Raw genomic sequence first — 23,290 nt, forward strand, 5'->3', positions numbered from 1 at the left:
AGCTGAATACGGTCTTGAGCTGTTAAATGACGATAATGTTTTCCCATACACATTCCTGTTTATAGTAGTGTCAAAATAACTGTTAAGCATAACGTTATTTATAACTGTTTCTAAAACAGAAATTCGCACTTAGAAACTGAAACTACCAAAAATGATTGTCGCACTTGGAGCTAGAATGGGCTCTACTGATACAGATATATTTCTTTGTTTTTAAACAAGTTTGATTGCAGAATCAAACCCATAACATCTGCACTCTTTATTGACACAATGATTTATAACTCAAATAATTTATCAAAATAATTCTTACTGTTTGTTGTTCTTGGAAGGTAAACCTTTTACCACTGATTAAAACTAATCTCATCGTTTCATTTGCCTACATGCTATTGGTCACCCCAACACTCGCTAGGTAGAATCACAAAATGCAATCAACTTAAGAGATGTACCCATGATACAAAAAATCATATTTGCCGCATGTCTTATCCTCATGAGCAAGCGTAGATACTGTCTTTAAAAGCAAGTTAAATGTTCATTAAAAGCTTGCTTATTTTTTAAGACACCGAAAATGATATGGGCCAATTTACGCATCACAGCACAAATGATTGTTTTCGGTGTTTTAGCTTTAGCTTGAAGTTTATTGGCAAAAGGAAGAAGAGATTTATTGGACCGTTTAGCGACTAAAGCAGCCATGTACAGAGCCTTTCTTAATCGACTTTCGCCAAGCCTTGAAAAGGCTACGCTGGCTTTGCAACGAAGCTATTAATTTTAGCGTCTGACGTGGTCAAGTAAAATTGACCACGTCAGACCAATGACATCAAAAGTCTTTGAAGTTTTTCAAAAACCGAATTCCATACATCGAATGGCTAAAGAAGCCTGAATGGGTTCCGGTCAAAAAATATAATTATAATTAAATACCTAAGTGGATATTAGTAAGCACCTTTGATAATATTCAGCCAGTTTTAATTAATTGATATACCGACTATGCTTGATTTATCTAGACTGACTGAATTTAACCATGCTTTGATATATGGCTTCGAACCTGAATCTAGTCCTCGACGTTTGGCAGGTTCAGAAACATTTGAAGATGCACTTTTTCCAGAGGCGGGTCAGCATCAAGATATGTTAAATGCTTATCTTTATGCGCAAGAAACCATTCTTCCGCAAATAAAGAAAATAGGTTTACCCAATATTACTCCAGATATGTTGATTGAGTGGGTTAAAACTATTCATGGTTTTATTGGAAACTCGTTAATGCAAGCTCACGATAGGAAATCTGGAGAATATACTAATGAAATTATTTTACGATGGCACTTAGGAGCTGAATTAGGTGGTCATTTTATTCTTTATCTTTCTGGCCTTCATGAATATAAGTCTCCACAACAACTTGCAAAATTTTTAAATAAAAAATTTGATATGGATTATCAATCTGCTTTGGATTTTATTTCTTTATTAGAGAAAATTACCAAAGATGAAAGATATACAATTCATGGGTCACTGAAACCCTTTATCGATTATTCAAGTCCCGGAATAAAAGGAATTCTGGTACTAAATAAATTGGCAAGTGCTTATAATCTCAATCAATTGAGTAATTCTGAGAAAGGGACAGTCAACAGAATTGTAAAAATTTGTATGTTTCCCCCTCTTATTCCTGAAGCTATGAATCAATGGGCGCAAAATACTATTAAACAATTACAGGCTTGTGATTCTAAAGATTTGAAAAATGCTTCCGAATTTCTAGCCAATACTTTTTATGAGCTTACAGAAGTACATCCTTTCGGTAATGCAAATGGAAGAACAGCTACCTGCCTTACTAATATTTTCCTTCGTACATTTGGTTATCCTAGCATTGTATTACGCCACCCTGGAGAAAGAGAAAATAAAAATAGTCTCTACCAAAAAGCATTTGCTGAAATTGATTCCTCTTTAATTCCATTAATAGAGCTTATCTCTACTCGCGTGATTGAAGCCCAAGAAAAAACTTTTGAGAATGAAAAACTAAAAAAATTGATTGTATTGCGAGTTGCTTTAAGTGACTTATTACAAGAGACTAAATCAAAACATCCAACGTTTGATATAAGCTTGTTTCAAAAACGGTTATTTTCTTCTCCAGAGACTTTATTCGCAATGCAAATAGCTGATGAGACAGAAGCCTCAATTTTGGTTCTCTCAATGAGTATCAACAAACTTTCTCAGATAGCTGAAAAATTAGATCAAGAAAAGAAAAAGAAACCTACTTTATTTTCAACTGCTACTTTAGATAGTACACAAATAAGTGCTGTTATAAATAGCTTAGAAAAAATATCAGGCCAGACTGGTTGGAAACATAATTCAAAAAAAGGATTTGTCACATGGTTAGAACTTCCAGAGATGGAAAATGCTAAAAAAATTGCTTCTGAACTGGAATCGAACAAGGCAGCAAAAGTCACTTTAACGCGACGATCTGATAATAAAACTCCGGTCATAAAATGTGAAGATATTGACTATCAAAAGCTTATCAATGCAGCTACTCGAGTTGATGATAAGGGTTTGTCCAATCCAATTAAAGAAAATGTTGTGCAACAATGACAATGTAATTACAGTACACGTCTCCTGTCAAAGCAGTGAGGGAAAATACAGCAAGCGTAGCCTTGATTCCGCCTACGGCTCCATCAAGGCTACGCTTGCTACTATATAGTGATTCAGAATTATTAGGATCTTTAATGAGAATTAATTTTGAGTTAGTTACTGTTCCTTTAATAATATAATTTATTAATTTGCGTAGTATACCCCTTCTTCAATAAATAATGACTTCATGGAAAGCACAGCACCGTCAGCAAGTTTGTACTACTATATGATGGAGGAAACTTAATTCAAGGAAAGATAATGTTAATAGGCTCTTTTGTGTGTTTGGTAATCGCTATTCTCGCAGCTATTTATCGATTTACAGGAACAAATCCCACTCTAACCCTTTTAGCAAAAATCATTCTCTATCTTTCCTTAGCTGCATTTTTTATTCTACTCATTGTATATGTTCTTAATTCTGCACCGCCTCCTCCTGAAGATAAAAAAACTCTTCCTTTATAAACAAGACAAATGACGCCTACTTTTCCTTTCTATTTCTTAGTAGCAATTGTAACTCCAATCGCATTGCCAAAAATCACAAGCATTGAAAAAATGAACATATAAATTATTTCTATTAAGATAAATGAACTGATTTTTCCCAGAAAAACTATATAAACAAATTGACCTAAAACAATACCAATATAAGAGGACAAAAACATTTCTTTGAAAATTAATCCAATAATTAATCCGTAACAAAAAAGACAAAAATAATACAACATGATGCTGTGCATCAGTTCTATATTAAAGATCGCATTGCAAAACAACCATAAACAGATCCCAACAAAAAATCCTTCTATAAGGCGTAAAATGATTTTCTTCAAAATATATATTCCATTTTCATCGCTTACCAAGATTACAGAAAACATATCTGATTTTTGCACGTAAAACAGCTCGTTTATTTACTTGCCTAGCCTGTAGCTGAAGCCCTGCCTGTTCCCCACGAATGATTCACTATCGTTGTAAAACCCCATTTTAAATCATTTTTATTATATCTGTTTTACTACTTCACTGATTTCATCTTGTGCTGTAGTACTTGGCTTTAAGATGCTAATCGCCCACATCGTTCACGGAATTCTTCCTTATAATGGCTAAAGACATATTCCTGCTAAATATTCATTCACAGATATCAATCAACATGAAAAAATCGACTAGAGGGGAGCTTATCTATTTATTAAAATTAGTCCAACAATAATTATATTTTCCATCCTTCGTTTATTGGTAGAATAATACTCATATTTAATTCTAAAAATTACGGAGTTCGTATTAGGAAGGCTCTGCGCAAGATATTAAAGTGATTTTTTGGCCAATCGATTTAAAATATGCTTAGGGAGCAATAACCAATAATGGCCTTCATTTTTCATATGTTCACCTAGAAATGTTGCAAGTTTTCCTGAGCCCCAATAAATATCACCGCGCATAAAACCACGAATCGCACCGCCCGTATCTTGCGCAATCATAAGACGCTGAAATTGTTTCTCGTTTGCTTGATTTTTGTCAGGCCGTTTCGTATCTAACCACAGTGGTGCCCCAAGCGGAATCCACTTCTTGTCCACAGCTAAAGAATAGCCTGGTGTAAGTGCCATACCTTGAGCTCCCAGAGCCATAGGCTCCCCTAAATCCTCAAAAAATACAAAGGACTTATTTTTCTGGATAATCGCTTTTGCTTTTTCAGGATGACTCTCTAAATAACGTATAATTGCTGCTTTAGATGCATTATGTCGTGTCATGATCCCTTTATTAATCATTACCTTGGCAATTGACGTGTAAGGAGCACCATTCTCCCCTGCATAGCCTAGGTATATGTTTTCACCATTAGGCAATTGAATAACACCCGAACCTTCTATCTCTAAAAAAAGCCGTTCAGCAGGGCTATGGATCCAGGCAATCACCGGTGCTTTTTTCTTAAGGGCGCCATTATCGATTTGCTCACGCGTATAGGAGGTTGAATATTTTCCCTTTGGTAATCCATAAATTGGCGTATTGTATTTGGTACTTTTTGTTAAATTTCCTTTTATTTTTGGCATGTAATAGCCCGTAAATAAACCATGAACTGGTTTTTTTTGTGCAAACTCAATAGGACGAAACCACTTTTCAAAAAAAGCTTTTGCTGAATCCTCAGAGACTGAATCTAGAGCTAAAGCCGCCTTGCACGCTGGATGCCAATCCCGAGCTTTTAGCTTGATATGTTGTGTCCTGATCGTATGAGATGGCGGCTGTTTCAAAAACGTCTCACACGACTTCTGAAATGCTGATAAAGACTTTTTAACATCAGCAGTATCCCAACCAGGCAATTCCTCAAAAGATACTTTTGTTAAAGCAATATTTCTGCTTTTCATAATAACCTTTCTTGGAGTGTGCTTAGGCCGAGGGCTTTTTCTTGCAGCCACGACTTTATGTGCACTCTTAGGTGCCATATTTGCTATTTTTTCAGCGCTCTTATGTGAGGCATTATTGTTTGCTGTAACGTTTCTTACACTTTCGGTTTTAATAACTTCTTTTGTGTTATTGATAATTTCTTTTTTGGTGTTAAGAACTTCTTTTTTAGGATGTAGTGGTTTTGTATGAACCTCGGCTTTCTTATACAGTGCCAATCCGATCATACCGAATGTAAGACAACTAATACCAATTATTGTGCAAATTAATTTCCTACTCATAGTTGCGCAAGGTTTACATAAGATGAAATTGAAATCAACACTTTTTAGTATTTTTAATTCAAAATTAAATCTATTTAATAAAAAATAACTCTATTTTTATTAAAAAAGAACAAAAAAACCCTTCCGCAAAATGATATCAGTAGTCGATTATAAGACATAAATGGATACACTATGATCCATTTGTGCGCAATCAAACCATTTAAGAACTGCCCTTTTCTGTCACTGCTGCAAACCACAAATTAATACTTTCAACTAATGTAGGATGAGCAAACATAACATCACGTAATTTCTGATAAGGCATATCCAATTCCATAGCCAATTGGATTACTCCAAGGATTTCGCCAGCCTCGGCACAAAAAATGGAAACACCTAAAATACGATCTGTTTTTGCATCAATAACAGCTTTCAGAACACCGGTTGTTTCACCCTGTGTTTTTGCTCTAGGAACAATTGCAGCAGGAATTTTGGCTATTTTTAGAGAATAACCTTGAGCAAGCGCTTGTGACTCTGTCATTCCAATACGAGCAAGTTCTGGGTCGAGAAATACTGTATAAGGAATAAGCCGCCCTTGTACTGAGTGTTTGTTCTGTGGATTTTGTAGATTATGTTTGACTAAACGATAATCATCTAAGGATAAATGCGTAAATTGTGCGCCGCCCTTTACATCTCCCAGAGCCCAAATACCTTGGGTTGTGGTTTCTAGATATTCATTTACTTTGATAAAACCACGTTCATCAAGCTCAACTCCCGTTTTATCTAAATTTAATCCGGCTGTATTTGCGACACGTCCCACAGCAATAAGAATATCGCTTCCACGAATAAGCTCGGATTTTCCATCTTGATTTGCATTGATAATTACTTCGCCTTGAGCGTCTTGAATACTATTGATTTTAGTATTAAGCGCGAAATGAATTCCTTCTTTAGTCAGCGTATCAAGAACTTGCTCAGCAATATCTCTATCTTCACGGCCAATAAACTTGCTGTCCGCTTCAATCACTGTGACGTCCGCACCCAAGCGACGAAATAACTGAGCAAACTCCAAACCAATATAACCACCTCCAACTACAAGCAAATGCTTCGGAACGCTATCAACATTCATTAAACTGTCATTAGTATAATATTTTACTTTATCAAGCCCCGGAATGGGGGGGATAAAAGGTAAGGCTCCGGTATTAATAAAAATTTTATCTGCAGTAATTTCTAATACTTTTTGACCATCTCGTGGCGAGGATAAATTTACTTCAATGGTCTTAGGTCCTACAAAATGTCCACGGCCCAGCATCAGATCCATTCCTGAATCTAAAAATTGTTTTAAATTCGCCTCACGCATCGCATTGACTATAGCGTCTTTACGGGCACGAACCGCTTTAAAATCAATGGGGGCCAGGGCAGCCTCTAAACCATATGCTGTTGCTGAACGACAATAGTGGGCTATCTTAGCTGATTGTACGAGTGTTTTTGTTGGTATACATGCTACATTAATGCAAGTACCACCAATTTGATTGTCTTCAACCATAGCAACTCGCTGACCCGTTTTTGCTAAATCGACAGCCAGAGTTTTACCACCTTTACCACCGCCTAAAATGATCACATCATATTTTAATGTCATGATTTTTCCCTAATATTTCAATTAAAACGCGCATATTAATAAACTATAGAAGCAAAACATCTTATTTTGAAACATCCTCCTGGCTTTAGGCTCTGTTTTTTTGTTATCTTGAGCAAATAGATTATGCACAAACTCTAATATCTGAAATTTTGGAAAACACTTAAACTGGAACACTTGAAACGATAATAGCAGTTAAGAAAAAATGTTTTTTTAAATTCGCAGCTCGAGAATAAATACCGACAATAAAAAAGCAATCTATGTTGATTGATGCCATGATTAAAAACATCACGGCATTTTATTTAAAACCACAAATAAATTATTAGTCTGCCTTTGTAAGGGCAAAATTAGCGGTAATGTTTATGGTACTTATGCCAAAAGTATCATCGACCGCATTTGAAGAAGTATTATTTTTATTAAAATTAAGCGTAGAAACGTAACGAAAATCCAGGCCAAGAGTAGTAAAATCATCAAGATAATAGTAAAACCCTACAATCCCTTGAGCAGCAAATCCTGTGTTTGACGTGTTGAAACTTTCATTGATGATCGGCGCACAAGTGCCCAAGGTAATGCATTGGTTATTGGATTGGAAGGATGCATGATGTCGAATCATCGCCCCACCAAAACCTGCCCCTAGATAAGGAACAAAATTCGAATTGTCTCCGGAATCATTAGTGAATTGAAAATCATAATACGCATTGACCAGCCCATAAAGCCCTATCACATTGCCATTAAACCCCAGGCCAGTCTGCACAAAAGCATCTGGACATACTCCTTCAGGGCCTAATACCTTAGGACTAATAAGCGTACAAGAACCTGACTTGAGCGAACCGTAATTATTTATATTAAAAAGAAACTCCCCTTCCACTCGAAAATTTTTTATTTTATATCCAAGAGCAGTTCCCATCCCGCCGCCAACAGGTCCTAACTGGATTGATCCTAAAGAAGCGACGTTGTTAATTGTAAAATTAATATCAGGACTTGAGGCATGACTTATCTGCCCCAGTAAGTTCAAATAAAGCCCTTCAACAGGATCTGCACTAAAAGCATTGCTACTAGCCATCAACCCCAATATAAATCCAAATTTAATTATCTGTCTCATTCTATATCCTATATTAATCCAAAGGACAAAGTGCAATGATTTCTGCACAAGTCGAAAGGCTATATGAAAACATATAGCCGATGCAAATTTTTTATAATTTAATCTATACGATATCGGCAGTATCCTTAGCCCTTAAGAAATTCTGATTTAATAATCCAATGGATGAAAACTCCAAAATCTCCAATATAAATTGTTACATCCTTATTTAACGATAGTGTCATGAATTTCAAAAATTCTTCTTTGAGCAGAAAATTTATCTTTAAAGAGATTAAGTCCCTCCTCACGCATCTTAGGTGCAAATTCAGCGAAATATACGTCTAAAAACTCCCTATTTTCCAATTGATATTGGACTGTTAATTTCTCCTGCTCCTTTGTTCTCTCATGTTCAGATTTTAAAATACGTGCTTGCATAAATCCTGGGAGCTGGAGCATTTCTTTGACATGTTTTTTTAACCATAATTGAAATTGAGGATAAACAGCTTCATCAATGGCTAAATTTACTTCATATAGAACCATGTTCTTTCCTAAATTAAAATCAAAAGTAATATCACTCCAGTTCCCGACATGCCGCAGCATCCCATAAATGAGCCACCGGAGCCGGATCCCGCGGACAAGCCGCGGGACGTAAGCAGATGTGACCTTTTACAATCAAAATTAGAATAATATCGCATTAGGCAATTACGAAGATTACAATTAAATTGGGTGTTAATCCAGTAGAGAAAACAAGATAGGAAATAAATTTTTTACAGTAAAAAGCAAAAGGGTTTAATACAATTTTATTTCAATCGTTCAAACCTGAGTATTGACGAACTGCCATGGATCATGAACATCCAAATGTTCTAAATACAACCAACCTCTGTTTTGTAATGGAGTCCAATCTGTATAATATCCATCTACAGTACCGAGATAAGGTAAAGCAAGCTTCAAAATCTCCTCATGATTCAGCTCTTCAGGCTCAAGAATTCCTTGATTGGGATGCTCCATTGCCCAAACAATCCCAGCAAATAGCCCTGCCACAACTTGTAAGCTGGTTGCATTATTATGTGGAGCCAATGCACGTGCTTGTTTAATGGATAAAGTTGAGCCAAACCAATATGCTCCTTTGGGGTTTCCCATTAATAAAACCCCTAACTCATCCACACCTTGCTTCACTTCATCGACAATTAAACGACTCTTTTGTTGAGGAATCCATTCATTTCCGTGGAGTTCATAAAGAGAGAGAATGGCATCAGGACACGGACAATAGGAATAGAGCACCGTAGGTCGGTAGTATAGTTCTGAACCCTCTTGCAAAGTCAAAAAATGCGAAATAGACGTGGTTTCGGGATGGGTGATCAAAAACCCATGATATGTGCCGAAGCTTGGTGTCCATGAGCGGATTTTAATGCTTGCACTTGGACGCTCAAGATAAATAGAACATTTAGGTCCAACACTATGGGATTTCGCTCCTTCAGGTACGTGACGTTCGTGGCTTCCCCAACCAATCTCAACAGGTTGCCTTATCTCTTCAATAAATCCTTTAATCGACCACGTATTAACAAACTCGCCGACGGCCTTAAAAGGTAAAGCAATTTGCGTATCACGTTCGGCGATATGAATTACCTTAATACCCAGTGTATAGGCAAGCTTAGCCCAATCAAAACGTGTCTTGGGTTGAGTCGTGATCTGATTATCTCGAGCTATATTTAATAATGCTTGTTTTACAAAATGTGACACTAAACCAGGATTGGCACCATGCGTTATAATTGCTGTCTTATTGGTTTTTCCTTTTAATTTCAGCACCTCTTCCCGTAACAAATAATTAGTTCGGGACTCAGGAGATATATTTTCTAAAATAAATTCCTCACCCCATCGCTCGGTAGACGCGTTAATGTATAAAGCCCCCTTTTGTTCACAAAGAGCTAACATGCAATAACTAGACAGAGTAATTGAAACATCAATTACAAAATCTCCGGGTTGTAATCGCTCCCCAATGATTTCGATATAATTCGTGCGTGTAATTGCTGTTACTTGAAAATTTATTCCGAATTTCTGTGCGAGGCCAATTGATTCATCCCCTTTAGTAATCACGGTAATCTGTGCGGGTTTAATATTCAATTTATCAATGAGTAAGGGCAATAATGCGCGGCCAATGCAGCCAAACCCAATCATAATAATTTGATTTTTATAATGCTCCTTTCCCTTTTCCATGCAAAATTCCCTTATGCGTTATACTAATTATCTCAAAACCTCTATCGATTTTTTTATGGATTTAATAATACTATTTAGTGTTAATTATATTAGGATGTATTTAACACTATAGATCAAATATCACCTCTATTGGATAATAAATTCCCATTAAAAGACAAAATCAAGGGAATGTTTCCGCAACTACTTCGCAAGTAGAGGTAAGTTTTAATGCCCCTGGCCGGGAGGTGATTTTATTTTCAGGAAAAATAACACGAAATCCAGGTTCCAAAATTTGCCCTAAAGGATTCAATGAAATTTCAGATGCACGAACCTCGGCGCGTCTTTGCATCAATAAATGATACATTTTCACCACCTGTTTGCTGTCTCGCAGTTTCAACTGACATTGCAAAAGAAACCTTTTGGCCTTTCGCATGTAAAATTCGGCGTCTTGCTGCGGAGAGGTAAGATTTTTAAGCAACTTTTTAGCAGCCCAATCCTGAGACTGATCGAGATTCATCATAAACATTTCACGCCAATTAGAAGTACTTGCATCAGGAAGCAAACGCAAAAGACCACAGCGTGCTGATGAAAATACTGGATTACCCTTGTCTACATCTAAAACATCCAATACAAACTTCTGATCAATTACTCCGTGTTGTATTAAATTATCTACTGCCACTTGATCTGATGTAGCCTTAACTGGTGTAAGCCAAGCATGATCAGCATCATTTAAATCAGTTTCAGGAAAATAACTGCCTACCTCATTTAATGCGATGTTATAAAAAGTCCGAGAAATCATAATTGCCTGGTTTTCTTCGGCCTGCAAAAATCTTGGATCAAGGAAGAATTCAGCAGGAATGCTTATTTCAGGGCGCAGTGCGTCATTAGGAAAAATATCCGACATCAAATTTAATTCAAGAGGACAAAATAAAGGGCGGAGTTGTTCTTGCAGTGAACCCGATTGTTTTCGATATAAAGTCTTACTTTGCTCCAACCTTTTAAGTCCTATTACGACATTTTTAGCTAATTCTTCTGAAGAAACCAAAGTTTCTAAAATATCTTGTAATGAGGTATCGGGCTTTCTCCCGCCAAAATCCAGTCCTCTAACTGGTTCCCACCAATCATTATGAGGTTTATCCAGTTCTTTCATAATTGGACCTCCAGCATTATGGCAGCCAGAACAACGGAGTCGATTGCCAAACTGGGGATACTGTGGGTCGGGTTGGCGATGGAGTAATTTATTGTCAGCAACGATATCAAATGAATCTCCTCGGTAAAACCATTGACCTTGTGTGCCATCACCGCGTAGTTCATAGAAATTAAATACTTCTTTGTTGGGATCCCAAGCAAAGGCTTCGATCATCAGTGAATTTTTTTCCGGATTCTGATCCGCAATTAACTCGCCTTCTGAATTGATTGCCGTAAAATGTCCGAAGAAAAAATCACCCGCATTAATGAGCAGATGATTATCCGGTGTTTTTAATTTTCCAAAAACCATCTCGAATAAACTAAAACTACCTTGAGCAGGATTATGAAATCCTCGATTTGCAACCAATGTAGTTTCCAATCGCAAACCTGAGCTTTTGAAAAGCTGGCGTAATTCAAAAACATTTTTTGGACATGTGTGTTCAGATAATAATAACCCTAAAGCATCATGGGTTCGCACAGCAGTTTGGCCCGACGAGTCGATGAGGGAGCACCCTGCAAAAGTCTTTTGAGAAAAAGCCACTATGATACCGAGGAGAAGAATTAAAAATTTAAAAAATCCTTTTTTCACAAGTGCATTCCTATTTTTTCTCAAAACAAGCGTTAAAAATGAAATTCGGCTGCTCATTCACTTAAAAAAGGGGTAATTGATTTTTAATCCACATACCATTTTTAAATTTATATTCCATTCTTGAACCTTTTAAGAAGTCATTTTTATTAATTTCAAGAACTTGCCACAGAGCGGGTATGATCTGTATGACGCCAAAAGATAATGAAATCCCATTGGATGTATCAGAGTGAGTCAAATAATAATTTCGCCAATATTCATCCAAATAATTTTGCCAATATAAACTCGCCAATGGCAGATTGTTTTGACTTGTATGCAATACTGCTATTCCTTCTACAATAATTTGGCCATGCTCCGGATTCGCCAAGCAAACTCCTACATTAGGACAATGATTTAAATGAGCCCATTTGGGTGAACGCGTATCAGTCAGAAAAATAAGTGAGCCGTTGGGAGTGACATGATAGAGATCCATGGTTCTGATATGTGGTTTTTGATGCATAACTGTTGTTACTTGAGCAAATACTTTATCTCTTGGAAATGAAAACCAATGGTATAAATAAAGTTCTACAGCTTGAATCAGCTCTGAGGAATCGATAAGCATAATTTTCTTTAACAGAATAAAAAACACATCATAAAAATAAATATTCATTGAGTCAAAAGGTTATTTACCTCACTGAAAGATAATCAAAAAATCAATCCGACCAAAATAAATGCACATTTTGCAAAAGCTACTATACTTTTAAAACTTGGACGAACAGGAATTGAGTGATATGGATGCCATTCAATTAGCTCTGGATGTACATTTAAAAAGGACTATTTACAATTCACAACGATTTTTTTGCAAACAACAAGAATTATCCGAAGCAACCTATCCTTTGCTCATATCGTATCTCACCTGGCTCAGAAAAATTAAGGCAAGCCCGAATCCATTCGATGTGATGCACCAAAATGAACAAAAAAATCGTGAATTCAAATTTTTATGCAAACGCAACTTATTATTCTTTCTGACCGTTACCGGGCAATTTAATGTCATTGAAAAATTATTTAAAACCCCATCTTTAACAACAAAATTACGCCATTTAATCACTTTAATTAAAAAAGAGCGTTATAAGATGAGACAAAAAAAGAGCCCACTCTTAAAAGTAACATGTCTACCCAAAGCGAAGAGCCACACTCAAGAGCAGAAATATAATGCGTATTGCTTGCCGAAAATAGGCCTATTCATCCATGATATAAAACAAACCCACCAATTATCATTTGCCTACACGGTTAGAAGAATAAAAATTTTTTATTTGGTATACATCAGTAAAATTGAGCTTTTAAGAAAAATTTTAAAAGCAATTCAAACCAATCCAAATCTGCAATCTCATATTAAAAAGATCTTACTACATCAAATAACAACGGCTCATCGACATGCATCAAAAAATAAAGCATTGTTCATAGGTCCCATCAATCAAAATACACAAACACCTAAAACTTTTGAACTCATCCTGCAAACCTGGAAGCAATTACATGATGATGTTTTGGAAATAAATTCAATTTTTAATCAGTGCAGCCATTTAAGCGCAGAATTAGAAAAAAACCATAAGGATGAGATTGCTGCCTCTATGAAACTTATAGACGAACTGGAAAATTTAATGCAAGGGATCTATGAGTTACTCGATGAAATCGACTTAGAAAAAGCACATAATGCATCAACAGAAGATAGTGATATTAATTTAAGTTTTTTCATACAAAGTACAGAAAAACCCATAGGTAGACCTCTTTTCAAACTCGCAGAGAAATGTGAAATGCAAGGAGATACAGAGCAAAAAACCAGGGTGTACGCCCAGTCACATGAGGATGTGAGCATCGCATCAACTAATACAAAAGACAGTCTCTTTATGAGTCATCTCACTTTCTTTTCGCCGTCACAAAAAAGCGAACAATCTATGCCTCTAGGATCACTCTTTAATTTCTCTGAACAAAAAACAGAAAATAATATTAGAGCAGGGTGTTAAAAGATATGATTGATTATTGTTGCAGCAACGCTGCAACAAAGCTATTCGTTAGCGGTTAGAATAGTACGATTTTTTAAATGATGCGTTGAATGCATTCCATTCCCCCTAAATAGGGTCTTAGGGCCATTGGAATATGAATATTTCCTTCTTTATCCTGATAATTTTCCATCAACGCAACCAATGTCCTGCCTACAGCAAGGCCAGAGCCATTTAGTGTATGAACCAATTCAATCTCGCGTGTTTGTTCGTGTCTGTAACGTGCTTTCATACGGCGTGCCTGGAACGATTCCATATTAGAACAAGAGGAGATTTCTCGATAAGTATTTTGGCTGGGTAACCAAACTTCTATGTCATAAGTCTTTGCTGAACTAGGGCCCATATCGCCTGTACAAAGGGTTACCACTCGATAAGGCAATTCTAAACGCTGTAAAATTGTTTCTGCATGGTTAACCAACTGCTCTAAAGCAAGATAAGAATCTTCAGGCTTGGTAATCCAAACCAGTTCCACTTTTTCAAACTGATGCTGCCTGATCATTCCCTTGGTATCTTTACCGTAAGAACCCGCTTCACTACGAAAACAAGGCGAATGGCAGGCATAACGAATAGGCAAAACATGTTCATTTAAAAGAGTATCGCGCACTGTATTGGTGACAGGAATTTCTGCCGTAGGAATCAAATAATATCCGTGCTCTCCGGTTAATTTAAACAAATCTTCTTCAAATTTTGGTAATTGACCTGTACCCAATAAACTCTCTGCATTAACCATATAAGGCACATAAATTTCCTGATAACCATGCTGTTGGGTGTGAATGTCCAACATAAATTGAATCAGGGCTCGATGTAATCTGGCCAATTGATTTTTCATAACCACAAAGCGGCTGCCTGTAAGTTTCGCAGCCAAAGCAAAATCCATTTGACCTAAACCATCCCCCAGCTCATCATGAGATTTAACTGGAAAATCAAAAGGAGAAACTTTACCCCAACGCCTTACTTCCTGATTATGCTGCTCATCTTCACCAACAGGAACTGATTCATGGGGTATATTAGGCAATCTTAAAGCAATCGCTTCAATTTGCTGTAATAAGCCCTCCAGCTCCGCTTTTTTTTCTTCTAACTCCTTAGCAAGACGATTCATATCTTCACGCATTGGCTCTATATCTTCACCACGAGCTTTTGCTTCACCAATAGCTTTAGAGCGCAAATTACGCTCATTTTGCAATGCTTGTGTTGCAACTTGGAGTGCTTTGCGTTTTTCTTCTAAAGCGGTAAAAGATGAGACATCAAACTTAAAACCGCGCTTTAACAGCTGCGTAGCAACAAATTGCGGATCATCCCGTAATAATTGAATGTCTAGCATAGGATATCACTCTAACTAATTAAATTTGTTTGTAATCAATTTACCTAACAATTCCACGCGTGGATTGATTTAATGCATCAATCATTAAAACCACTTCAGGGCATTCATTTTGCATCAACTCTAATTCACCAACTGCCTGTTGTACTGTTAACCCTTTGCGGAAAATTATTTTGTAAGCACGCCGTAATCCGTCGATTGCTTCAGATGAAAATCCTCGCCTACGTAACCCCACGGTATTAATGCCGCATGCAGAAGTTGTATCGCCAGAAATCATCAGATAAGGAAGCACATCTTTAGCTACATAAGAAGCTCTCGCAATAAAAGCATAGGCGCCCACGTAACAAAATTGATGTACTGCTGCATAACCACCTATATTTGCATAGTCACCGACAGTTACATGCCCTGATAATGCAGCATAACTTACCAAGATAATTTGATTGCCAATCATGCAATCATGTCCTACATGAGAATATGCCATTAAAAAGTTTTTATTTCCTATACGGGTTACCCCACCCCCTTTAGCAGTTCCTCGGCTAATCATGCAGTATTCGCGGATGATATTGTCATCGCCTATTTCCAATCGAGTCGATTCGCCTTTATAAGTAATATCTTGGGGCTCATCGCCTACGGAAGCAAATTGGAATATTTTATTATTTTTCCCAATAGTTGTTGGTCCTTCAATTACTGCATAAGGGCCAACCCATGTATTTTCACCAATTTCTACATCAGCACCAATTACAGCGCCAGGACCTACTGATACCCCTTTTGCCAATTTTGCAGAGGGGTGAATTATTGCTCGTTCACTTATCACTTTTGAATTTCCTTTGCAGCACTTAATAAATCCGCGGAACAGGCCAGTTTATCACCTACATAAGCTTCGCCATGCATACGCCAAAACTCTCTTTTTCTTGCTATTAAATTTACTTCCAAGCGTAATTGATCTCCTGGTGTAACCACATGCTTGAATTTTGCATTATCTATACCTGCAAAAAAATGCAGAATTCCAGCATTTTCTTCGGGTGTTTGAGATAATCCTGCTAAAAGCCCACAGGCTTGTGCTAATGCTTCCAGCATCAATACGCCAGGCATAATTGGATTTTCCGGGAAATGACCGGTAAAAAAATTCTCGTTAATGGTGACATTTTTTATAGCCGTCAAATGTTCAAATGGTTTGTAGTCCAGTACTCTATCTACCATAATCAGGGGGTAACGGTGCGGTAATATACTACAAATCTGTTTTATATCTACTGGTTCACTCATACGTAGTTTCTCGCTTAAATAAGTATGCTTCGTGGTCCAAAAGTGAGGTCCAAAGGAAAAAACATTATCCTGATTTACCTGGTTCAAATCAATTGTTAATGTTAAAAACTTATCCTTATCTTATTAGGGTTTGCTTCCATTTCTACTAGCTTGAGCCAAAATGGTCTGATTTTCGAGTACCGAAGCGTGGCATACTCAAGTATGTGAGCGTCAGAGCACAAAAAACCAGGACAGTTTGACTCAAGCTAGTAGAAATGGAAACAAACCCCTATTCAATACGGCTTAACTTTTTCTCTAAAGCACCAAGCTTCGTTATATAATCATCCAATCGTCGAAATCGCGCTACATTACGACGCCAACGGCGATGTTCATGTACTAAAGTCCCGGACGAATAAATTCCTGATTTGGCAAGAGATTTACTTACTGTGGACATCCCGGTGATCACGACATCATCTGCTAAATGTACATGAGCCGCAATGCAACTAGCACCACCAATAATACAATCTGCGCCAATTTGCGCATACGCACCTAAAGCGGCGCATCCCGCAATGATTGTATTTTTACCAATTAATACGTCATGTGCAATCTGCACCAAATTATCAATACAAACCCCTTCTCCCAAATAGGTATCGCTTAAAGAACCTCTATCAATCACGGTATTAGAACCTACATGTACTTGATTTGCGATAATAACGGCACCAACACTATAACCTTGTTGCCAATGCCCATGCTCTTTTAAATAATTGAACGGAGAAGCGCCAATAATACAGCCTGCGTTTATAACTACATAAGCACCCAGCTGACACCCTGCATGGATCACTACTTTATGCCCAATCTGACTGTTTTGACCAATTTGTACAGAAGACTCAATAACAGTATTTGCACCTATTGTAACCCCGTCAGCAATTTGAGTATTTGCACCAATCACACTGTAAGCACCTATTGATACACCTTGACCTAATTGAGCAGATTGATGAATTATGGCTGTAGGATCAATGCCAGATCTTGAAAGTACAGGCGCTGATAAAAGCCCGGCAGCCTGCATCATTGCTTGAAAAGGATTAGATACAACAATACAGTTTCCCTGATATAAATGGTGATCTTTTGCTTTGAGTATCACCGCACCTGCTAATGTCGTATCCAGGGACTCGCGTACTACTGAATTATCATAATAAGCAACATCCCGTGATGTAGCTCGGGCCAGAGAAGCAAAACAAAAAATGGCGTGATTGGCATTTCCATGCCACACGCCACCTAAATGATCTGCTAATTCTGCTAAAGTTAGCAATGTTACATCGCCGAATTAATTAATTGCTTTTACAACTTTATCAGTTACATCAAGCGTTGTTGCACTGAAAGGAGCGGCATCTTTCTGTACAATAAGATCGTACTTGTCATCTTTAGCTACTTTTGCAATTGCTGCACGAACTTTAGCATATAATGCTTCCATTGCTTCATTATTTGCTGTACTTAACTCTTGCTGATATTGCTGTCCATCACGCTCAAATTGTTGTTGTGCGCTGACAATTTTCTTCTCCATCTCTTTTTTCTGAGAAGCACTTAGAATCGCACTGTCACGTTTGAACTTTTCCATATCCGCTTTAATGCTTGCTTCAATCGCAACGAGCTTATCACGACGTGGCTTAAATTCTTTCTCCAATTTTTTTTGGATTTCTTTTATTTGACTGGAAGTCTGCATGATCTTTTGTAGATCAACTACGCCAATTTTTGCTGCATCAGCAAACGCGCTTGCGCCAAAGACGCTGAAAACAAAGGCCACTAAGACCAGACCTAACCGTTTCATAACTAATCTCCTAAATTAAAGAGCATGATGCTAGCACAATTCGAAATAGGTTGCGATATATACAGCGTGATTTTCGATAATTTTGTAATAAATAAAAGAATTTCTCCATCCCTCTCCTAATTGGAGAAGAATGGATTAAATATTATAAGTTAGAAGCCTGAAGATAAAGCAAACTGGAAGAGTTGCTTCTGATCAAATTGCTGTGGATTCAATGGCTTAGCTAAACTGAACGCCAAAGGTCCAAAAGGAGAACGCCATTCAAGTGAAACACCCGCTGAATATCTCAGAGGACCTTCATACTTTCCAGTCAAAGTAGATAAAGTATTGACAGCGAAAACGTTACCCGCATCAACAAAAGCCATTGTTCGCATGTTGTCTCGACTCAAAGGATAAGGCAGGATAATTCCAGCAGTTCCACTAAGTAATAAGTTACCTCCCACGGAATTATGGAAATTATCTAATGGACCTAGAGAATAACTGTCATATCCGCGTACCTGTCCAGGTTGTGCAGTACCCCCTGCATAATAGTTCTCAAAAAATGGCAAGCCTTTATTGTTAAAGGAATTTCCATAACCTGCAAACCCTTGTACGGAGAAAATCCATCCACGTGTTATAGGTTGATACATCCGTGCTTGATAAGAACCCTTATAATAAGACAACGAATTCGAGCTCGCAGGTAAAGCAATTACAGCCGAAAGCTGTTGATTAATCCCTCTTGTAGGATAGGGAAATTGATCGTAACTGTTTCGATTCCATCCTGTAGATAAGCGAATTTCCTGGAAATGGCTTCCATACATTTGCACAAAATTTTTAATGGCTATTACATTTCCAACACTTTTGATATCTACATCTTGATAACCATATCCCAATTGCCATCTGCTTGTTTCACCGAGTGGTATACTGTAATTCACATCAGCACCAAAACGGTTCGAGCTGTATGTACTTACATTGAGGTTTCTGGGATCGACACGCGCATAATAAAGATTAAGACCTCGTCCTATGCCTGTTTCGGTATAAAAAGGGTTATAGTAGTTTATAGTATAATCTTGTCCCCATTTACTCGCAGTAAACGCAGCACCCATCGAACGTCCAGTACCCATAAAGTTATGTTGGTTTACTGAAGCATTTAATTGATAACCATTAGTACCATAGCCAATAGAAGCGCTCGCTTCAGCAGAAGGTGCTTCTTCTACTTGCACATCTAAATCAACTTGATTATTTGCTTCCGGCACTGGATTTGTTTTAACATCCACATTTTTCAAATAGCCTAATAAGCGCAATTGTCGTTCAGACTCTTTAATGTTATGTAGAGACAACAGCCCGCCTTCATCCTGACGAATTACACTTCTCAGTACATAATCACTCGTTTTAGTATTACCATGGAATTTAATACGGCGTACATACACATGCCGGCCTGGTTGCACCATAAAATTAATGAATACGGTCTTGTTCTCTTCATCGATTTGAGGCTCTGCGTTAATCGCAGGGAAACCATAACCTACATCTCCTAAAGCCAAACCAATGGCAGAAATTGAATCAGTTACTTTTTTGCGTGAAAAAACTGCACCTTTTTTGACTTGCACTAACGAATTAATTTTTTCCGGTGGCAATATCGGCTTTCCTACTACTTTGTAGCCTGAAAAGTGATATTGAGGCCCTTCTTCAATATGAACATTAATGTAAACGTCTTTTCTATCTGGCGACAGCAATACCTGCGACGATATGATCTTAAACTTTAAATAGCCTCTGTCCATGTAAAAGGAGCGTAATGCTTCTAAAGATGCATCCATACCCGACTTGGAGTATTGATCCTTTTTAGTAAAATAGGTAAAGATGCTGGATCGTGATAAAGCAAATTCTGGTAACAATTCATTGGTAGAAAAATCGTGGTTCCCTATTATTTTGATTTGTTTAATTCGTGAGACTCGTCCCTCAGAAATTGTAACGGTAATACCCACTCTATTATCAGTTAAAGGAGAAACACGAGTTTCTATTCGCGCATTATATTTGCCACGGGCGTTATAAGCTTGCTTTAATTCTTTTTCCAATCGTTCCAAAGTAGATGTTTGAAAGACACGACCTTTGACCAAGCCCATTTCTTTAAGAAAATCTTTCATCTTGTCACTAGGAATTTCCTTATTTCCTACCACAGTAATTGAACCTATTGTTGCCCTTTCAATTACATTGACAATTAAAACATTCCCCTGACGCTCCAATGAAACAGATTGAAAAAAACCAGTATCGTAAAGGGTTCGAATGATCTCAGCAGTTGATTCTGGACCTATCTCCTCTCCAACTTGAACAGGAATATAGTTAAGTACTGTTCCCGTAGAAACACGTTGCAAACCGGTAACTTTAATACTTCGGACCACAAAAGTATCTGCTGCTATCGTTTGTGAAGACCAGGCTATGAGCGAGGAACAACAAACACCTAATATTAACTTACTGCTGATTTTTTTCATTATTATTTTACGCCCAGTACTACGTGTACTTTTAATAACCAAATTCTGTACACCTAAAATTGAAACACTTTTTATAGGAAGTAGAAACTACTGTCAAGTTTTTGTTCCCAGACTTTGCCAATACTTTGCGATTGCGGCCTAATTAATATTCCGACTATTCTGCTGAATCTTCTACACACCGAAAGCCACATTTGACACTCAAATCGGACTTTTCCCCAAGATTTTTAACTTGCGACTAAGAGACGGAACTATCCTGCCAATCTCGATAAATCATTAGTCAATGCGATAAACATTAGAGCGGCTAATAGCAATAAACCTAAATAGGCTCCTGCCGATTTTAAATTATCAGATAAAGGCTTACGTTGAATTCCTTCCAATAAATAATACAGCAAATGTCCACCATCGAGCATGGGTATTGGTAACAAATTCAATGCACCTAAGCTGATGCTCACCAGAGCAAGAAAAAATAAATAGGAAGTTAACCCGCTGCGTCCAGAATCACCTGCTCCCTGAGCTATACCCACTGGACCGCTAATGCTATTTAATCCTAATTTTCCAGTAACCAATCTACCCATTAACGTAAATGTGGTAGCGGTCAATTGTACTGTTTGTTTTAATGCAGTACCTACAGCGGTTAAAGGATCCTGTCTTTCTAACCGTAACCAATGTTCCGGCCAATTGACTTTTTGTGAGCGTACTCCTAAAAACCCTTCCACTTTCCCTTTATTTTCCTGACTGCCAGTTTGTATTATAACTTTTTGGATACTGCCTTTTCTATTAATAGATAAGATCAGCTGTTTCGCTGGGCGTTCTTGCACATAACTAACCAAAAACAACCAGTCGTCAAAAGGCTTTCCATCCACACTTAATATCTTATCGCCATTTTCTAATCCTGCTTTTGCTGCTGGGGAATTCGGGACGACTTCACCAACTATAGGAGGAATTGAAGGGATAAAAGGTTCAATCCCTAAACTTTGGAGCGGATCTGGCTTTTTACTATCTAATTGCCAATTAGCCAAAGGCAGGGAAACTTGATGTCGATGTCCATCAACCATGGATTTCAGCGTTAATTGTATCGTTTCCTGAGAACCTACAAGAGGCATGATCGCATATTGAAAATCGCGCCAGCTGTTGATCTTAGTATCATTCAGCGCAACAATTTCTTCTTTGGCATTTATTCCAGCGTGTGCTGCAATACTATTAGGCTTCACCGATTCAATCATAGGCGCTAAAGACTGCATTCCTATAACCAATACCCACCATAAAGCGACAAAAGCGAAAAGAAAATTAAAAAAAGGTCCCGCAAGAACAATGGCAGTTCTTTTCCAAAGAGATTGATTATTAAAGGCCAAATGACGTTCGTTTTCAGCAACATCTCCTTCAGACTCATCAAGCATTTTGACATAGCCGCCAAGAGGAAACAAAGACCAAGCATACTCGGTTCCTTTTTTATCACGCCAATGTGCCAAAATAGGGCCAAAACCAAAAGAAAAACGGAGTACTTTAACACCGCACCAACGCGCCACTTGAAAATGACCATATTCATGGACTGTAACTAACAAGACTAAGGCCAAAAGAAAATACAGCAATGTTGAAAGCATAGTGCAATCCCAAATGAAGTATACTCGAGAATTATTCCCTAAAATTCTTCGAGATTTAGGTAAAAGTTCTTTCCTGCTATTTCATACTTACAAATAAAGTAAGTCCGAAATAAAATAAAGGTAAAGCTGCAATTAAACTGTCCAAACGGTCTAAAATACCCCCATGACCAGGAATAATAGCGCCTGTATCTTTTAAATGACAACGACGCTTCAATATACTGATGAATAAATCACCAAAGATCGCAATAATTATAGTACATATGGCTAAAACGAACCAATAAACTGCTGCAGCTGGGTTAAAATAACTATAACCAATCCAAGCAATAAGCATGGATAGAATAACGCCTCCAGCAACGCCCTCCCAAGATTTTCCAGGGCTAACTCGCGGAATTAATTTATGTTTCCCTAAAAGCTTTCCGCTAATATACGCCCCTGTATCTGAAACCCAAATTAAAAACAATAAATAAACGAGTAAGGTTTTGCCATGAGGTAAATAATATAAGTGAATAAGACTTTGCACGAATAAAGGTAAGAGCAACAGACATACAGCCGCTACAATAACAGGATAGCCCCAATACTTTTGAGATTCTGGAAAACAAAGAATAGCAAGAATATTTAAAGCCCAAATGATTAATCCGGCATATAGCCAATAAGAAAAAAAATAATTACATGCCCATAAGCAAAAAAACATCAACATTAAAAATCCAGCTTGAAAAACCCAATTTTTCAAAGGAATTAATTGAAGACACTCCCTGCTTGCAGCAAAAAAAACAAGCAAAACAATTCCTGCCAAAAGCCACTGATTGCCATAAAAAATAAGCCATAAAACTAAGGGCACTAAAATCAGTGTTGTAATTAAGCGTTGCAAGAACATAATTTCGCCCTTCTTCATGTTAAAATTAA

At 37.4% G+C, this 23,290-nt stretch carries 20 protein-coding genes; 3 read left to right on the forward strand and 17 right to left on the reverse strand.

Going from position 1 to position 23,290, the window contains the following annotated elements; all coding sequences use genetic code 11:
* Nucleotides 1-507: 507 nt before the first annotated feature.
* Complete coding sequence (locus A8O27_RS06670; protein ID WP_058458594.1) at nt 508-687, reverse strand: hypothetical protein; 180 nt, start codon at nt 685-687, stop codon at nt 508-510.
* Nucleotides 688-978: 291 nt separating this feature from the next.
* On the opposite strand from A8O27_RS06670, the gene A8O27_RS06675 reads away from it, so the two are divergent.
* Nucleotides 979-2,562, forward strand: a complete 1,584-nt coding sequence (locus A8O27_RS06675; protein WP_058458595.1) for a Fic family protein — start codon at nt 979-981, stop codon at nt 2,560-2,562.
* 297 nt (nt 2,563-2,859) lie between these two features.
* Entirely contained in the window at nt 2,860-3,060 is a 201-nt protein-coding gene (locus A8O27_RS06680; protein ID WP_058458596.1) for a hypothetical protein, read from the forward strand.
* Nucleotides 3,061-3,089: 29 nt separating this feature from the next.
* Here the strand turns inward: A8O27_RS06680 and A8O27_RS06685 are convergent, their stop codons facing one another.
* From A8O27_RS06685 to A8O27_RS06720, 8 genes are all read right to left on the reverse strand, one after another.
* A complete protein-coding gene (locus tag A8O27_RS06685; RefSeq protein ID WP_058458597.1) occupies nt 3,090-3,479 on the reverse strand; it encodes a hypothetical protein in 390 nt (129 codons plus the stop codon).
* Nucleotides 3,480-3,884: 405 nt separating this feature from the next.
* The gene (mltA, locus tag A8O27_RS06690; protein WP_235810477.1) at nt 3,885-5,252 is read right to left on the reverse strand and encodes a murein transglycosylase A; all 1,368 of its coding nucleotides are present in this window, start codon (nt 5,250-5,252) and stop codon (nt 3,885-3,887) included.
* 199 nt (nt 5,253-5,451) lie between these two features.
* Entirely contained in the window at nt 5,452-6,861 is a 1,410-nt protein-coding gene (locus tag A8O27_RS06695; protein ID WP_058458598.1) for a mercuric reductase, read from the reverse strand.
* A 319-nt stretch (nt 6,862-7,180) separates the two neighbouring features.
* The gene (locus tag A8O27_RS06700) at nt 7,181-7,960 is read right to left on the reverse strand and encodes an outer membrane protein (RefSeq protein ID WP_058458599.1); all 780 of its coding nucleotides are present in this window, start codon (nt 7,958-7,960) and stop codon (nt 7,181-7,183) included.
* A gap of 201 nt (nt 7,961-8,161) precedes the next feature.
* Nucleotides 8,162-8,476: a DUF4286 family protein gene (locus A8O27_RS06705; protein WP_058458600.1), complete on the reverse strand. Its 315-nt coding sequence runs from the start codon at nt 8,474-8,476 to the stop codon at nt 8,162-8,164.
* 273 nt (nt 8,477-8,749) lie between these two features.
* Nucleotides 8,750-10,150, reverse strand: a complete 1,401-nt coding sequence (locus A8O27_RS06710; protein ID WP_058458601.1) for a saccharopine dehydrogenase C-terminal domain-containing protein — start codon at nt 10,148-10,150, stop codon at nt 8,750-8,752.
* A gap of 160 nt (nt 10,151-10,310) precedes the next feature.
* Nucleotides 10,311-11,906 carry a hypothetical protein gene (locus A8O27_RS06715; RefSeq protein WP_058458602.1) on the reverse strand — a complete coding sequence of 532 codons (1,596 nt, stop codon included), beginning with the start codon at nt 11,904-11,906 and terminating at the stop codon, nt 10,311-10,313.
* Between the two features lie 61 nt (nt 11,907-11,967).
* Nucleotides 11,968-12,504, reverse strand: coding sequence for a pyridoxamine 5'-phosphate oxidase family protein (locus A8O27_RS06720; RefSeq protein ID WP_082642416.1), 537 nt, complete (start codon nt 12,502-12,504; stop codon nt 11,968-11,970).
* Nucleotides 12,505-12,673: 169 nt separating this feature from the next.
* Here A8O27_RS06720 and A8O27_RS06725 point away from each other — a divergent pair, with 169 nt between their 5' ends.
* Nucleotides 12,674-13,903: a hypothetical protein gene (locus A8O27_RS06725; RefSeq protein WP_058458603.1), complete on the forward strand. Its 1,230-nt coding sequence runs from the start codon at nt 12,674-12,676 to the stop codon at nt 13,901-13,903.
* 73 nt (nt 13,904-13,976) lie between these two features.
* Here A8O27_RS06725 and serS read toward each other — a convergent pair whose 3' ends face one another.
* The 8 genes from serS to A8O27_RS06765 all read right to left on the reverse strand — a co-directional run bounded on the left by serS (nt 13,977) and on the right by A8O27_RS06765 (nt 23,261).
* The gene (gene serS / locus A8O27_RS06730) at nt 13,977-15,260 is read right to left on the reverse strand and encodes a serine--tRNA ligase (protein ID WP_058458604.1); all 1,284 of its coding nucleotides are present in this window, start codon (nt 15,258-15,260) and stop codon (nt 13,977-13,979) included.
* Nucleotides 15,261-15,300: 40 nt separating this feature from the next.
* The gene (lpxA, locus tag A8O27_RS06735) at nt 15,301-16,071 is read right to left on the reverse strand and encodes an acyl-ACP--UDP-N-acetylglucosamine O-acyltransferase (protein WP_058458605.1); all 771 of its coding nucleotides are present in this window, start codon (nt 16,069-16,071) and stop codon (nt 15,301-15,303) included.
* Nucleotides 16,068-16,520: a 3-hydroxyacyl-ACP dehydratase FabZ gene (gene fabZ / locus A8O27_RS06740; protein ID WP_058458807.1), complete on the reverse strand. Its 453-nt coding sequence runs from the start codon at nt 16,518-16,520 to the stop codon at nt 16,068-16,070. The genes lpxA and fabZ overlap by 4 nt, the downstream gene beginning before the upstream one ends.
* Before the next feature lie 268 nt (nt 16,521-16,788).
* A complete protein-coding gene (gene lpxD / locus A8O27_RS06745; RefSeq protein ID WP_058458606.1) occupies nt 16,789-17,808 on the reverse strand; it encodes a UDP-3-O-(3-hydroxymyristoyl)glucosamine N-acyltransferase in 1,020 nt (339 codons plus the stop codon).
* A 15-nt stretch (nt 17,809-17,823) separates the two neighbouring features.
* Nucleotides 17,824-18,324: an OmpH/Skp family outer membrane protein gene (locus tag A8O27_RS06750; RefSeq protein ID WP_058458607.1), complete on the reverse strand. Its 501-nt coding sequence runs from the start codon at nt 18,322-18,324 to the stop codon at nt 17,824-17,826.
* A 149-nt stretch (nt 18,325-18,473) separates the two neighbouring features.
* Nucleotides 18,474-20,786, reverse strand: a complete 2,313-nt coding sequence (gene bamA, locus A8O27_RS06755) for an outer membrane protein assembly factor BamA (protein ID WP_058458608.1) — start codon at nt 20,784-20,786, stop codon at nt 18,474-18,476.
* 248 nt (nt 20,787-21,034) lie between these two features.
* Nucleotides 21,035-22,387 carry an RIP metalloprotease RseP gene (gene rseP, locus A8O27_RS06760; protein WP_058458609.1) on the reverse strand — a complete coding sequence of 451 codons (1,353 nt, stop codon included), beginning with the start codon at nt 22,385-22,387 and terminating at the stop codon, nt 21,035-21,037.
* A gap of 76 nt (nt 22,388-22,463) precedes the next feature.
* Nucleotides 22,464-23,261 carry a phosphatidate cytidylyltransferase gene (locus A8O27_RS06765; RefSeq protein WP_058458610.1) on the reverse strand — a complete coding sequence of 266 codons (798 nt, stop codon included), beginning with the start codon at nt 23,259-23,261 and terminating at the stop codon, nt 22,464-22,466.
* Nucleotides 23,262-23,290 lie beyond the last annotated feature (29 nt).

Source organism: Legionella bozemanae (assembly GCF_001648595.1).
Lineage (GTDB): Bacteria > Pseudomonadota > Gammaproteobacteria > Legionellales > Legionellaceae > Legionella > Legionella bozemanae.

What these genes read in the sequence shown, in the direction of transcription:
- A8O27_RS06695 (WP_058458598.1), bottom strand. Translation starts at nt 6,861, where the DNA reads ATGACATTAAAATATGATGTGATCATTTTAGGCGGTGGTAAAGGTGGT.
- A8O27_RS06765 (WP_058458610.1), bottom strand. Translation starts at nt 23,261, where the DNA reads ATGTTCTTGCAACGCTTAATTACAACACTGATTTTAGTGCCCTTAGTT.
- A8O27_RS06710 (WP_058458601.1), bottom strand. Translation starts at nt 10,150, where the DNA reads ATGGAAAAGGGAAAGGAGCATTATAAAAATCAAATTATTATGATTGGG.
- rseP (WP_058458609.1), bottom strand. Translation starts at nt 22,387, where the DNA reads ATGCTTTCAACATTGCTGTATTTTCTTTTGGCCTTAGTCTTGTTAGTT.
- bamA (WP_058458608.1), bottom strand. Translation starts at nt 20,786, where the DNA reads ATGAAAAAAATCAGCAGTAAGTTAATATTAGGTGTTTGTTGTTCCTCG.
- A8O27_RS06700 (WP_058458599.1), bottom strand. Translation starts at nt 7,960, where the DNA reads ATGAGACAGATAATTAAATTTGGATTTATATTGGGGTTGATGGCTAGT.
- A8O27_RS06705 (WP_058458600.1), bottom strand. Translation starts at nt 8,476, where the DNA reads ATGGTTCTATATGAAGTAAATTTAGCCATTGATGAAGCTGTTTATCCT.
- A8O27_RS06725 (WP_058458603.1), top strand. Translation starts at nt 12,674, where the DNA reads ATGGATGCCATTCAATTAGCTCTGGATGTACATTTAAAAAGGACTATT.
- A8O27_RS06680 (WP_058458596.1), top strand. Translation starts at nt 2,860, where the DNA reads ATGTTAATAGGCTCTTTTGTGTGTTTGGTAATCGCTATTCTCGCAGCT.
- fabZ (WP_058458807.1), bottom strand. Translation starts at nt 16,520, where the DNA reads ATGAGTGAACCAGTAGATATAAAACAGATTTGTAGTATATTACCGCAC.
- A8O27_RS06720 (WP_082642416.1), bottom strand. Translation starts at nt 12,504, where the DNA reads ATGCTTATCGATTCCTCAGAGCTGATTCAAGCTGTAGAACTTTATTTA.
- A8O27_RS06670 (WP_058458594.1), bottom strand. Translation starts at nt 687, where the DNA reads ATGGCTGCTTTAGTCGCTAAACGGTCCAATAAATCTCTTCTTCCTTTT.
- A8O27_RS06675 (WP_058458595.1), top strand. Translation starts at nt 979, where the DNA reads ATGCTTGATTTATCTAGACTGACTGAATTTAACCATGCTTTGATATAT.
- serS (WP_058458604.1), bottom strand. Translation starts at nt 15,260, where the DNA reads ATGCTAGACATTCAATTATTACGGGATGATCCGCAATTTGTTGCTACG.
- mltA (WP_235810477.1), bottom strand. Translation starts at nt 5,252, where the DNA reads ATGAGTAGGAAATTAATTTGCACAATAATTGGTATTAGTTGTCTTACA.
- A8O27_RS06750 (WP_058458607.1), bottom strand. Translation starts at nt 18,324, where the DNA reads ATGAAACGGTTAGGTCTGGTCTTAGTGGCCTTTGTTTTCAGCGTCTTT.